The 13,964-nt window shown below is 40.6% G+C and carries 11 protein-coding genes; 3 read left to right on the plus strand and 8 right to left on the minus strand.

Features of this window, described 5'->3' with window-relative positions; translation table 11 throughout:
* Positions 1-17 precede the first annotated feature (17 nt).
* Positions 18-1,901, minus strand: a complete 1,884-nt coding sequence (locus QVH07_RS03485) for a CocE/NonD family hydrolase (RefSeq protein WP_289998754.1) — start codon at positions 1,899-1,901, stop codon at positions 18-20.
* Between the two features lie 193 nt (positions 1,902-2,094).
* On the opposite strand from QVH07_RS03485, the gene fahA reads away from it, so the two are divergent.
* The gene (gene fahA / locus QVH07_RS03490; protein ID WP_289998755.1) at positions 2,095-3,363 is read left to right on the plus strand and encodes a fumarylacetoacetase; all 1,269 of its coding nucleotides are present in this window, start codon (positions 2,095-2,097) and stop codon (positions 3,361-3,363) included.
* A 51-nt stretch (positions 3,364-3,414) separates the two neighbouring features.
* Here fahA and QVH07_RS03495 read toward each other — a convergent pair whose 3' ends face one another.
* Together QVH07_RS03495 and QVH07_RS03500 are read right to left on the minus strand one after the other, a co-directional pair.
* On the minus strand, positions 3,415-4,476 hold the full coding sequence (locus tag QVH07_RS03495; RefSeq protein ID WP_289998756.1) for a hypothetical protein: 1,062 nt from the start codon (positions 4,474-4,476) through the stop codon (positions 3,415-3,417).
* Positions 4,463-5,176, minus strand: coding sequence for an ATP-binding cassette domain-containing protein (locus tag QVH07_RS03500; protein ID WP_289998757.1), 714 nt, complete (start codon positions 5,174-5,176; stop codon positions 4,463-4,465). Before QVH07_RS03500 ends, QVH07_RS03495 begins: the two co-directional genes overlap by 14 nt.
* Before the next feature lie 209 nt (positions 5,177-5,385).
* Between QVH07_RS03500 and QVH07_RS03505 the strand changes: the two genes are divergently transcribed.
* Entirely contained in the window at positions 5,386-6,885 is a 1,500-nt protein-coding gene (locus QVH07_RS03505; RefSeq protein ID WP_289998758.1) for a hypothetical protein, read from the plus strand.
* Between the two features lie 97 nt (positions 6,886-6,982).
* On the opposite strand, the gene QVH07_RS03510 is transcribed toward QVH07_RS03505, so the two are convergent.
* From QVH07_RS03510 to QVH07_RS03530, 5 genes are all read right to left on the minus strand, one after another.
* Positions 6,983-7,894, minus strand: coding sequence for a sugar phosphate isomerase/epimerase family protein (locus tag QVH07_RS03510; RefSeq protein WP_289998759.1), 912 nt, complete (start codon positions 7,892-7,894; stop codon positions 6,983-6,985).
* Between the two features lie 64 nt (positions 7,895-7,958).
* Positions 7,959-9,209, minus strand: a complete 1,251-nt coding sequence (locus tag QVH07_RS03515; protein WP_289998760.1) for a DUF4153 domain-containing protein — start codon at positions 9,207-9,209, stop codon at positions 7,959-7,961.
* 17 nt (positions 9,210-9,226) lie between these two features.
* A complete protein-coding gene (locus QVH07_RS03520; protein ID WP_289998761.1) occupies positions 9,227-9,529 on the minus strand; it encodes a winged helix-turn-helix domain-containing protein in 303 nt (100 codons plus the stop codon).
* Positions 9,530-10,141 (minus strand): hypothetical protein, encoded by a 612-nt coding sequence (locus tag QVH07_RS03525; RefSeq protein ID WP_289998762.1) that lies wholly within the window; start codon positions 10,139-10,141, stop codon positions 9,530-9,532.
* Positions 10,142-10,353: 212 nt separating this feature from the next.
* Positions 10,354-11,610: a cation:proton antiporter gene (locus QVH07_RS03530; RefSeq protein ID WP_289998763.1), complete on the minus strand. Its 1,257-nt coding sequence runs from the start codon at positions 11,608-11,610 to the stop codon at positions 10,354-10,356.
* A 127-nt stretch (positions 11,611-11,737) separates the two neighbouring features.
* Between QVH07_RS03530 and QVH07_RS03535 the strand changes: the two genes are divergently transcribed.
* A complete protein-coding gene (locus QVH07_RS03535) occupies positions 11,738-13,918 on the plus strand; it encodes a DUF748 domain-containing protein (protein WP_289998764.1) in 2,181 nt (726 codons plus the stop codon).
* Positions 13,919-13,964 lie beyond the last annotated feature (46 nt).

A 13,964-nucleotide genomic window follows, 5' to 3' on the forward strand; every position in this document is an offset into this window, starting at 1 on the left:
CTTAAATTTATTTTTGTTTAATTCTTAATGATGGGTAGAACGATCCTGCTCAAATAATTCTTTCCATGATGAATAGAATTTGTGGCCACCAAGGCTTCAGTCTCATCATATATATTTCCTCCCGTATTAAGGTTTCTATCAAACCTTGGGAAGTTAGAGCTACTGACTTCAATCCGGATTCTATGTCCTTTCTTGAAGAAGTTTGAGGTACTCATAGGAGTCATTTTAACTTCATACACTTCTCCTTCTTCCATCCATACTTCTTTATCATAACCTTCCCGATATCGTACTCTTTGGATCGTTTCATCCAGGTTATAAGCTTTGCCGTCAGGATGAACATCGATAAGCTTAATAGTCACATCGGTATCTTTCACGTCTGAAGAGAGGTAAAGATAGCTTTCAATAAACCCAGATACTTCTATACCCTCTTCAAGGGGATCCGAGGTATAGACTAAAATATCATTTCTCATTTCCATTTGGCTTTGATCGAATGACCCACCAACTACCGCATTTCCTGTGCAGCAGACATTACCACCATAGGATTCCACCGGATTCATTGGATCATATTTGAAGGTATCCGGTGTATCTTTCGTGGGTTTTTCAGGGGATAAAACTCCATCTCCTAGTCTGGTATTGGCATTTCCTTCAGAATGTAAATACATAGGAGTCATTTCAGCCTCTGCCGGTGGCCAAACATCAGAGCTTTGCCATTCATTCGAACCCATGGTGTAATATTGAACCCTGGGAAGTTCTTCCACTGTATCGCTGCTTTGATCCTTGAGCCACTTATCAAACCAGGCAGTGATCATCTCATCGTAATTCAGCCTGGCATCACCAACACTCAGATCGCCAATCATTGTATTTTCAGTTGCACGAGTGTACGAGCAATGCAAAACAGGGGCTATTACCAAATACTGATTATCCCTAGCCAATTGCGAAACGGCATTCTCTCTCACATGATTGAAAAGTGCAATATTTGGTCCCGATGATACGTCAAACCAGGAAACGAACCAGAAACTTGGCTTGTCAAACGGCATGTCATCATGATACAATCCACCTTCATACCATTTTGGATCATTTGGTTTTCGGGTGATCATTTCTTCATAGATTCCTTTTGGCCCTTTTACATTTCGGATTATATCCTGTATGGGAAGATGGCTCAAAGCTGATTTGGAATCGATTCGGGGATACTCCGGAGACATATCATAAAATCGTTGAATTCTTAAAAGGTCTTCTTGCTCTATTCCTTCTGGAAGACGAGGCCTCATTGGATCATGCTGAACGCTGTAAAGCCAATTTGTGAAAAGCATCTGTCCAGCACCCCCACGATACCAGTTTCCTTGTTCATAAAAATCACCAATTCGACCGACTCCTGCGCCGAAGCCTTGGGGAACCAAAGCTGCAAGACCAGGGTGATCTAAAGACGCAACTGCCATTTGCCACTCTGCTGTGGAGCTACAGCCCAAAGTACCAACTTTCCCGTTTGACCAGGGCTGATTAGTCATCCAATCGATAGCATCGTAACCATCAGTCAGTGGTACTCCCAAAATATCCCATTCACCCTCGGAAAAATATCTACCTCTTTCATTTTGAACTACATAAGCATAGCCTTTTTTGACCCAATCCAGGGCCGATCGTAAGGTTCTCGTATTCATTTCGCCATTGCCCCAGGTGTTGAAGTTGTAAGGTGTTCTACTAAAAACGATCGGGTATTTTCCTTCCTCTTTTGGACGATAAATATCTGTTGCTAATCGTACACCATCGCGCATGGGCATCATGACCTTTTGGTCCACGATAGCTATCTCCTCAAGCTGGTCGATGAGAGATTTTTCCTGCGCAGAAAGGCTGAGGCTAAGCAGGAAGATTGAAAAGAAAAGAAAAGCTTTAATATTTGATTTCATAGATAAGGGAATAGTTGAAATCGAATATAATGATTCTCCATCCAATTTTTCATGAGATTTTCACCCTTGTTAAAAGCTAATTAGAAAAGGTTCATATTTCGTTGCTTACAAAATCATTTTTTGATCAGTTTGATTAATCCTTTTGAAATCATTTTGAAGTTCTAAATTTGCCCTTCCTTAAGAACAAAAACTTATGAGCGAAACGCCAACTACTAAACTTGAAACCTGGGTCGAGGTACCCAAAAACTCGGATTTTTCTATCTACAATTTGCCTTTCGGGATCTTTAAAAATAAGCGGCTTTCACCAAGGATCGGCATAGCTATCGGAGTCAAAATTGTTGATTTAAGTGTGCTTGAGGAAGCTGGGTTCTTTTCTGATATGTTTTTGCCGGAGGGAATTTTCCAGAAGGAAACATTAAATGATTTTATTGCTCTTGGCAAGCCCAAAACAAGAAAAGTAAGGGAGCGGGTACAGGAATTGCTTTTGGCTGACAATGAAGAATTGCGGGATCATTCCATTCGTGGAAAGGTCATGGTAAACCGGAAGGAAGCCGAGATGCTAATGCCTGTAAAAGTAGGAGACTATACAGATTTTTACAGTAGCATAGAGCATGCGACCAATGTAGGGAAAATGTTCCGGGATCCTGAAAATGCCCTACTACCCAATTGGAGGCATATTCCTGTAGGCTATCATGGAAGAGCCTCTTCCATTATTCCATCAGGCACTCCTATATTCAGGCCAAAAGGCCAGTTCAAAGATCCCAATATGGAACTTCCTCAGTTCGGGCCAAGTCGTAGGTTAGACTTCGAATTAGAAATGGCTTTTATTACTGGGAAAGAGACCAAGATGGGAGATTCTATCTCTACGAAAGATGCTGAGGAGTACATTTTCGGCTTTGTTCTCTTTAATGATTGGTCCGCCCGGGACATCCAGGCATGGGAATATGTTCCTCTTGGACCTTTCTTGGGAAAGAGTTTTGCATCATCTATTTCTCCATGGGTGGTAACCACCGAAGCTTTGGAACCTTTCAAAGTCAAAGGCCCTGAGCAAACGCCTGAGGTACTTGACTACTTAAAATTCGAAGGAGAAGGGAATTACGATCTAAACTTGGAAGTTTATATTGCGCCCGATGATAAAGGGCCTTCCAAAGTGTGTCAATCGAACTTCAAGTTTATGTATTGGTCCGTAGCCCAACAGCTAGCCCATCATACGGTAAATGGATGCAACATTAATGTAGGAGATATGATGGCTTCAGGGACTATTTCCGGAGCTACTGAGGATTCTTATGGATCTATGTTGGAACTTGCCTGGAAAGGAACCAAACCGATTAAGCTTGAAACGGGAGAGGAGAGGAAATTCATCGAAGATGGCGATACTGTGATCATGAAAGGATTTGCGGAGAAAGATGAAATGAGAGTAGGTTTTGGAGAGGTGAGTTCAAAGGTTCTTCCGACGAAATAGTATTTGCTTCAGTCGAAAATCTTAGCCCTGCGGTTTCCTTACTGCAGGGTTTTATTGTTCATAGGCATGTCTCATCATAAAGACAAAGAGGCAAAAGCTTACTATGGATATGTAAAGCGGATGAAAGTAGAAAATGATAGTAATGAAGACTATGAAAAATGCTGGTATCAATATTCTCTGATCAAAGCTTTTGAGCCTAATCCATTTCAGTAATCCGAGAAGTCCCAGAACAAGAGAAAGCATATAAATTGCCAAATAAACGACCTCAAAAGCACTAAGTACCTCAATTCCTCTCCAGAAAATCATCAGGATTTCGGGCGCTAGAATTAAGCCTAATCCTAGGATATGATCCCTCGATTTTCTCCACGGATGAGAAGGCAAGGATTTAAACCAATTCATGCTAGTGCCTTCCATTTTCATCCGTTCCATCAAAATGGGTAAATGGAAATAAGCGGCAATCAAACCAGCAAATAGTAGCCATCTTATATCATATCTTCCGGTAGCATAAGAGGTGAAAAAGCCGCTTAACAGGATGAGACTAAGTCCCTTGGTCGAAAGAAGGAGGAGGGGTCTTTTTTCCTTTAGCTGTACCATTAGCCAACTGAAAGGAGGAAGAGTCAGCCTTTTGAATGGTCTTGAGAAAAGCTTTTCTTTAATTGGTTTTGAAAGAGTTTTTTTGATTTGGTTCAGATGGAGTACAAAGCTGAAAAAAATGACCAACCACAATATGGATACAGTAAGAAAGGCCTGAGCCTTGATTCCATAAATGCTCAAGAAAGCCAAATAGACCATTAAAAAGGCGTGAGTAGAGATCCAAACTTGAAAGATATGGGATCGAAATTCAGCTTTGGGCCATAGGCCCAAATGATGAAAGATGGTATATGATGACCTACGAAGTAATTCCTTCTGGAAGCTGAGAACCAGCGTGGAGAAGCTGAGGAAAATCAAAGGAAGGACCCAGGGAAGAATAGGGTTTCTATAGATAAACTCCGCCAAAAGCACATGCTGTGGATACTCCATAAAAACGGTAGTAAATACCAACAGCAACACCCAGAAGCCAAGAAATTGTCTGTAAAACGGGCTCACAAAAGCCGATGTACTAAGCTCCTTCATGCTCAATAATTCTTCCTTGGTTTAAGGAAATGGTGGAGCTAAAATCAAATGCTGTGATTGGCTCATTTTGATGTGAAGTGAGAAGAAAACTTGTGCCTTCTTTGGATTTCCTTTCTATCAGCCTAGTGAGAGATTGTTGGGTGCCAACGTCCAGAGTGGTGAAGGCTTCGTCTAGAATTATCAGTTTCGGATCACCAATGAAGGCCAGAAGGAGTGCCGATTTTTTAAGCATTCCCGAGGAGTAACTACCGATGGCCTGCTTTGAAAAGTCGCCAATCTTCAAGGTTTCTTTAAGATCCTCAACCTGAGTAGGGGAACTCGACTTGGCTTTAACCACTACCTGAATCAGATCTTCCAGACTTAAGAAATCAGGAAATAATGGTTCAGCTTCCGCAAAGCCAATCAACTTGCGATATTCCAAGGGGTCCTTAGAAATGGAAACCCCGGAGAGAACTATCTCACCCTCGAAGGGATGAATCCCAGCCACAGCTTTTAATAATGTGGATTTTCCTGATCCATTTTCTCCTAGAATAAGGTGAATCCCGGCTTCTAGATTTAAATCTCCAATCTCTAAATGGAAATCTGATCCGTAGCTTTTCCTGAAATCAATCAGTTCCAACATGTAATGGGCTTTGGCTGGTTTTTTCGCAAGAAGCAAAAAATGAGCTGGAATCAGCTCAAAAAGTGTTTGACCTAACAAAAATTAAGATATTTCAGGTAAAAACCATGTTTTTTCTTTTGATTGTACTATTCATTTATTAAATTATAACTAATTGGTTTTCAAGGAAATAAGAAGGTATTAATTCTATAGAGCCTTTTGTATTTCTGTCCTTAATCGGATTTGTTTGCAGGTTAATTTCTATAGACCTGTTCGTTTTTGTTCTTTTTTCATCAAAACTTTTATTCATCATGCCTACTCGAATCAAAAAACTTTCGATTACGAATCCATTACTCTTTGCCTTTCCGCTGCGGAGTGAATGGGCCGTAACACCTGTGGATATCAATAAGCCTTTTAATGCAGGTGATTGGTCAGATTCAGGTAAACTCAAATTTTCACGTGGCTTTGTCTATGCCAAGAATGATGCGCGATATCTGTATTTGGCTTTGGACGTAGTCCAGGATACAGGAAATGATCGAGGTACAGGAGATTACTTCTGGCTGTCCTTTGATAAAAACCGTGACCGGAAAATCACAGCCAATACTGACATCAATTATGCTCTTTACCCAAATCAACCTAACAGGCTCGCCCGGCAGTATTATTTAGGACCGGGAAGATGGACAGGTATTCTTCCTGATTCATCTTCATCTGAAGTTATTCAGGAATTTGGGCCAAGTGAAGAATCCTCAGCATCCCATAGAATCTGGAAATTTAAGATTGAGCTGAGCGAAATAAATGTGGCCCTGTCATGGCCATTCAGCCCTCCTTATACCTATTTTGGTTTTAGGGTAAAATCTTCTAACCCAGGGTTTACAACAGATTTTCCAGGTAATTTTTACCGAGATTTCACCAAGCTCCGTCAATTGATCCTCAGTAGAAAACCTAGTATCCCAACTGGAGAACTAGGTCCGGTGATTGGTGGGATTGGACTTATTCCGAAGACAAAAATAAATCAATCCACAGGTAGAGCCACTACGGATTCTGGCTATTATGTGCACGTGGAAAACGCAGCTTTCGGAGGAACCCTGAATCTCATTGGTAATAGGACAAAGCTTTCTCAGCTTTGGTCACAGGGAGCGAGGAAATATGAAGTTTACATTGATCCTCCCAGTGGTCCCACTCAAAAGCTTATCAGTAACTGGTCGAATTATCGATGGAATGGATCCACTTATGTATTGGAGAGCTTCGCCGCATCCTTTCAGGGAGCCTATACTTTAGCGAATCCAAGTGCTGATTATTCCATAGATGATTTGTTGATTCAGTTTCCTACTACAGCATTACTACCAGGTAAGTATAAAATTACCGTAAGGTTCTATAAGGGTAGAGTGGTAACAGCCACTGATTCTGTCATTATCTACATCGATAATCACGTTCCGGATGTAAATATTGAGAGTATCAGACATGGCAACAATGAGGTGTCTGCTTGTGCTATAGAGAATATTGGTCCAAGCCCGGATGGCATTAAATTTAAAATCACAGCAAATGATTCCGAAGGAAATCTCAGGTCTGTGAGTTTCCGAGCCACCTACGGCAATTCACAGGCGACTTCTATATACAGTGAAGGTTATGATCTCTCCAAAGGAAATTGGGCTGGATTCTCAAATAAAAATGTTCCTGCCACAGGAAACTGGAGACCGCCTCAGTCTTGTGCATATAGCTTTGTACTTACCGCATGGGCCAGGACCACGAATGGGTATGGCTATAAGGGTCACAATAGTACATTTAGAAACTTGACCCTGTTGCTAGAATAATTCTTTTGCCAAACAAAGAAAGTAATCAGATTGAGCGAAGTTGAATTTTGGATTTTTAACCAAACAAGAGCTTTGCTCAATCTAATTTTTAGTTCGGCTATTCGAAGCCAAAAGTTTTTAAACCATCATGACTTATTTTGATGGCTTCGAGTGGGTCGAGATCGAAGGTTTGATCTTGTTCTACAAAATAAACCTCCATTCCTGCTTTCTCTTTTTCAGCTAGAATTTGGGAGAAGTTAATAAGGCCAGTGCCAACTGGAGCAAACTGTCCCTCACTGTTCATGTCTTTCACATGCCAGGCTTTGATTCTACCGGGATACTTTGCGAAATAATCATTTGCTTTGGCGCCAGCTTTGGTCACCCAATATAAATCCATCTGGAAATTAACTTCAGCTGGGTCTGTATTTTCCAAAATGTAATCAGCCAGGATAACTCCGTTTTCATTTTCCATGAACTCGAAATCATGATTATGATAAAGCAATTCCAGACCTGCTTCGCTACATTTTTTCCCTAGAGTATTCAGAATGCTCACCAATTCTTCTGGTGTTCCTTTCATTCCCATGCCATCTGGACCAAATGTAAACATGCCCATAGGAGGGACGGGGATCACGAAATAGGTGATTCCAGCAGCTTTGGTATCCTCTATTAGCTGATCTACATTTTCCAGGGTCACCATTCCCATGTGTGAACTGACTGCTTTCATGCCTAGCGATTCCAGGTATTCTTTAAACTCAACCGGCTCCATTCCATAAAATTTTCCGTTTTCATATCCGGCGGCTTCCACATAGGCATATCCAGCATCGGCCACTTTCTGAAGAGTACCTGTAGGGTCTTCGCTCATGGCATCTCTGAGGGTGTAAAGAGCTAATCCACCAAAACGTGCTTCTTCTTGCGATTCCTCCATCATGGTTTCTGAAGTTTTTTCTGATTTTTCAGGACTACCGCAAGCTAGGATTGTGGCTGCTGCGGCAGCAACCAAAAGTGCATTTAAATGGGTTTTTACTTTCATCTGAATTTAATGTTTGGTACAAGATAGAGCGATTAGTTGGGCTTTTTCAGAGCCAATATTTAGACTACTGAAAATTAAAGATAAGCGGAAAAAGAAAGACTACAATCACTGTCCAAATAAAGTAGACGGGTAAAAACCTGGCAATGGTTTGACCTACTTCATTTATTTCTGTTTGGTTTCTGATCAATTTGATCAGCTTTCCACAAACTAGAAATAAATGAATTAACATAATTACATTGATTCCAAGAACAGCCATTCGGTTTGGAGTGATTCCATATTCGGTAATTCGAAAAGCAATCGCTGAAAGTGCCACCAAATTCACGATGATGGTGACAATTGACAGGCCGCCTAAAACCCAGTTTCCAGCTTTTGCTTTAGAATCTTTGCTAGATTCTGCCACCGAAAAGAAAATCAAGGCAAGCACCCCAATCAGGAGCATATTGAATAATAAAAGGAACTCACGGTCATTATAAGGATCCTTTCCGGAATAAACTATAGCACCCAAATAGATCACAAGCATGACCAAAATAAGAGGGCTGAAAATCTTGGCAACGATAGGTGAAACCTTACTTACGAGATGTGGATTGGTTTGAGTCAGGTGAGTTGCCAAGGGTGGGATGGAAGCCAGCCCAAAAACCACAATATATTTCGTATAGAATTCACCAATATTGATCCCGATTAGTTCAAATAACCCCATCGTTAATCCTGACATTAGAGCAAAAGAAATACCGAGTACCACACCCATTATTATCACATCCCCATTGAATCGAAGAAAATCCATTCTGTTATCCAGGTCTCGATAGTCATTACCTGAGTAGGAAAATCCCAACACGGCCCAGAGTAGCAAAGGCAAATGGATACAGGCAAGAACAAGAGTATCACTACTTTGATCATCCGGAAGCAGATTAATATAAATAAGTGAACCCAATGTGACGGAGATTATGCCCCAAATCAAACTGGATTTTAATTGATTTTTCGAGGCAAAATATGCCGTCACTGCTGGGAAGGCGATAAATGCCAAATTTCTAGGATAGAAGAAGTCCTCATCTATGGCAAATATTTCCTGTGTTTTCGCAAACAGCCCAGCAAGGAGGGCTAAAATCAATACGAATCTAAATTCCTTTTTAGTGCCCCAGGAAATTCCGTCTTGTTCGGATTTATAATCTAGGCGGGCTTTCCAGAACTCTGCTATTGGGTTACCTTGTATTTGGGGATAAATTTCATGAAAGCCCTTTGCAAAAGCTTTTTTACCTTTTCTGTATAGGGATTCCAGTTGGGCTGGATCATCCTTGTATTTTATGATTTCGCTTTCCATAATCTGAGTGAATAGTGCTATTTAGAGTTGTTTTTGTTTTCATTGATGACTTGCTCCAGAAAATTGAGATGGGCTTCGAAGGCCTTTTTTCCTTCTTTGGAGACCCGATAGCTGGTTTGTGGTTTTCGACCGATGAATGATTTTTTGACATTGATAAAGCCTTTTTCCTCGAGTTTCCTCAAATGAGTAGCCAGGTTCCCATCCGTTACGTCCATGAGCTCCTTAAATGAATTAAAGTCATAGCTCTCATTCACCATGAGTATGGACATCACCCTCAGACGAATGACATTTTCAAAGGCCTTATCGTAGGAAGCCGCCATTTATTTCTCGTATTTGAAGTACATGATGGCCCCATAGAATATATGGGTAAGCCCAAAGCCTAACCACCAGAACAAAAGTCCCAGTTCAGGAAAAAAGTGTGAAAATAAACCTAGAAGAACCTGGATCATCCCTAGGTTTCGGATAGTTCCAACGGTAAACTTAGCGGCGTTGAGTAGGGCTAATCCGTAGAAAATAAGCATGGTCCCCGGGATGAAAGTGTAGTTTTCCGCGTAGAGTTGAGCTACTATTGTCAAACCACCTACTACAAGGGGAAGAAATAGGGCGCTTAGAAACCTTCTTCCTGCGGGACTCCATATTTGCTCAGCATTCTTTTTGCTTCGCAAACGGCTTAAAAAGTAAGCAGTTCCGAGAGTTAGTACGATGAGGCCTGTTGCTAAGATCAGAAATCTTGGGAAGAGGTCTTCCGGATTCAACCAATTGTTCAATTCTTCAATAAAGCCTTCCGGGTAAAGCCAAGTGTAAGCGAGCCATGCTGCGATGCTGGCATAAATTCCTATGAGTACTCCGGAGCTACCACTTAAGGAAAGGAATCGAGTACTCTTGGCCATCATGGCCTTGATTTCTTGTAAATCGTCTGCTGGATTTGTCATTTTAAAAGTACTTTGAAAAACAAAGTAAATACAAAATCAGAAATTAGCAAAATGAAATTGATGGAATTAACAGTTTTTACCAACGAGTACTCAGGGCTTTATTTCTCATCTCCTCTTTTTCCAAAGAGCTTATAAAACAAATACCCAAATCCAATCAGAAAGTGGAGAACTAAAATGGCGATTATGATTTCTGATTTCATGACCTAGTTGCACTATTCCACTTTGACCTCCGAACCGGAAACGATTCTTTTGACCAAAGGTCCAATGGTCAAACCCTGAACCAGAATAGAAAAAATAACGATGATATAGGTGACGGTGAGAAATAGTTCTCTCTCCATTTGTGCACCCAGTGAAAGAGCCAGGGCTATGGAAATACCACCACGAATACCTCCCCAAGTCATGATTATGGTTGTTTTGGGAATAAATTCAAGTTTCTTTCTGAAGAGCGCTACAGGTCCGGCTAAGGCTAAATATCTGGAAAAAAGTGCAACTGGAATGGCTATTAAACCAAACATAATATATTCAGAATTTACCGTGATGATCAGTAATTCAAGTCCGATCAAAACAAAAAGGACTGCGTTTAATAGCACATCAACAAGTTCCCAGAATTTATCCACGTATCCTTGTGTGGTTTTGGACCAGGCAATCTCCGGAGATTTATTACCGATAAAAATACCTGCAACCACCACCGCCAGTGGCCCGGAAACATGAAGTAAATGAGCCAGCACTGAAAGTCCCATGACCAGGGCTAAAGTCAAAATCACTTCGGTCTCATAATGATCGATGACTTTCATCAATCGGAAGGTCAAATAACCAGCGATCAAACCAAGGCCAATTCCTCCGACCACTTCTTCCAAGAATAGAATGGCCACATCACCTGGGGTGACTGCATCGAGACCTTGTCTGGCGATCTGAAAGATGACCAGGAAAACTACTACGCCCACCCCATCATTGAAAAGAGATTCTCCCACGATTTTTGTTTCGAGTTTTTTTGGGGCGTTGGCTTCCTTCAAAATTCCTAAAACAGCAATGGGGTCTGTCGGCGAAATCAGGGCACCGAAGAGTAAGCAATAGATGTAATCAATGGGGTGACCAAAAGTGGAGAAAATGTAAAACATCAAAGTTCCAATTAAAAAAGTGGAGACGACCACCCCCATGGTGGCAAAAAGGGCTATGGGGCCTCGCTGTCGTTTTAAAGCATCCAGTTTGGTGTGTAGTGCACCGGCAAAGAGTAGAAAACTCAGCATCACATCCAGTAGGATGGTCTCAAAGTCTATGGATTTGATCAGAAGATTGGCCTGATCCATTATATAAGGGCTGAAATTTCCCAGGATAGTTATGCCAAGAGTGAAAAGTATGGCAATGAGCATCAAGCCGATCGTGAAGGGCAGCTTGAGGTATTTGGTATTAATAAAGGCAAAGCCTGCGGATAGAACAATTAGAATAGTTGCTATGGTAAATAGATCCATGTTTGTAATTTAGGATAGAATTAGGCTTTAAATTACCCTTAAAAAGGAAAAAGAAATGCTAAAATTCCAATAGCTTTAACCTCATTTAAAAAAGCAATCCATTTTTTTAAAAAAAAGCTTAAATCTGATGCGAGGTTTAGTTAAATACATACTCATAGGTCTTGGACTTCTTTTTCTCTTAATCCTAATTTTTACGCCTTCCATCATTCGGTCTTATTTGGTAAAAAATAGTCCCGAGCTTATTGGAAGACAGATTGAGCTTGAAAAACTGAAGTACAACTATTTCACTAGCACAGTTAAGGCATTTGATTTCAAGATGTTTGAAGATAGCCAAGAGGATGTTTTCGTGTCTTTCGACACCTTGATACTAGATTTGGATCCTCTTAGATATTTCCAGGACGAGAAGGTAATCGAGCAGTTTTACATCAAAGGACTTTTCACGCAAATCATTATGGATGAGTCCGGCTTTAATTTTGACGATTTAATTGACTTTCATACAAACACTGACACTTTAGACGTGGAGTCCGAAGAAGAGGAGACTGAGTTCAAATATGAAATTTCCAAAATTCAGTTGAAAGGGGCTCATCTCATTTTTGACAATCGTACTGTAGGCAAAGTGAATGATATCCCTGGTATTGATTTCTTTGTTCCGATGATTTCTTGGGACCAAACTGAAAAGAGCTCAGCGGACATAGCTTTCGCTATGGATCGTGGAGGTTCCTTTGAGGCTAATTTTAATTTCGATCCCAAATCAGGTGACTTTGACACGGATGTCGAGGTAAAAAAATTGTATTTAGATCCTTTTTACGAGTACGTACGAGAATATGCTTTGATTAATTCCTTCGATGGATATGTAGATGCTAAAGTTCATTTGGCCGGCAATATTAATGAATATCAAAAGGTTGTTGCTGCGGTGGATGCCAAAGCCTTCGACTTCGAAATGAGAGATACAACAGACCGGGTTTTCCTGGGAGCAAAAGAAAGCAGGTTCATTGCTGATAATCTGGATAGCTACAACGCAGTTTATCATATCAATAGCATTGAGATAATTGATTCCTACACTTATTTCCAGTTGGATTCGAATACCAATAATTTCTATAAAATTTTTATGCTGGAAGATGAATTGGAATCCAGTGATTCTGGATCAGATGTCACAGCTGATACTTTGGGAGGACAAAGTCTATCTTATAGCATAGATGAGTTTATCTTAAGAAATGGAAGACTTGATTACAGTGATAATCTTACCGGGCAGCCTTTCAATTATAAACTGAGTAATATCGAATTTGATACAAAGGACATTGACAGTAATTCGGAGAGATTTACGATCAATTCAACTATGCTTCTGAATGACAGAGGAAATCTAACCGCCGCAGTTGACATTAATCCCCAGGATTTTAATAATCTTTCACTTGATATTGCGGTCGAGAATTTTCTTTTGCCTGACCTAAATATCTACACTGAATATTACATGGGTCACAGTACGGTGACTGGAGACATGTACTACTATTGTCAGACCAAAATTGTAGAGGGGCAGATAGAAAGTGAAAACAAGCTTATCGTAAGGGGAGCTACTCTGGAGACTAGTGATGCTGGTTTATACAGCATTCCTTTAAAGTTTGCCTTTTTCTTACTAACCGACAGGAATGGAGATGTAGAATTAGACATTCCTGTGCGAGGAGATCTAAACGACCCATCTATTAGTGTGGGTAAGATCGTTTGGGATACGTTTAAAAATGTGATTGATAAAACGGTATTGGCTCCTGTCGATTTTTTGGTTGGATTAGTAGGGGGTGACCCAAAGGAGTTAGAAGAGATGGAGTTTACCTTTTCTGATACTATCCCGAATAACAAGCAATATCGACAGCTAGAAAAGCTACTTGATCTTGAAAGGCAAAAAGAAGGGCTTGCAATAACGATGGATTATTTCGTCGATGAGAGACTATTCACTGAAGCTATAGCTGTAAACATGGTTGGGGAAGAATTTAACTCTAAGAGGAGGGACTACACGAAGCAGACTGAGGAGTTTGAAAAGTATGTTCGAAAGCAGACAGGTAAAGATTCTATTTCTGTGACCGACGCAATAATGGAGCTCACCAAAGATCAAAATGTAGATAGCATTCGAGATGCCAGAATTCAATCTATGATTGATAAGGTGATTGATTTTCTGGAATCAGAAGGGCCTGATAATCGAATCAAAGTTCAAAGAGGAGATCAAAAGGCTCCGGAAAATATTGGAGCTTATCCTACCTTTAAAATTACCTACGATATGTTGGAAAAAGCAGTTCTTGATTCTACGGCTACACAATAATTTCAATCCTTTTTGATCGCTTGTAAAAAAGCTCTCCAATCAGGGG

Source organism: Algoriphagus sediminis (genome assembly GCF_030403435.1).
In the GTDB taxonomy this organism is placed as follows: domain Bacteria; phylum Bacteroidota; class Bacteroidia; order Cytophagales; family Cyclobacteriaceae; genus Algoriphagus; species Algoriphagus sediminis.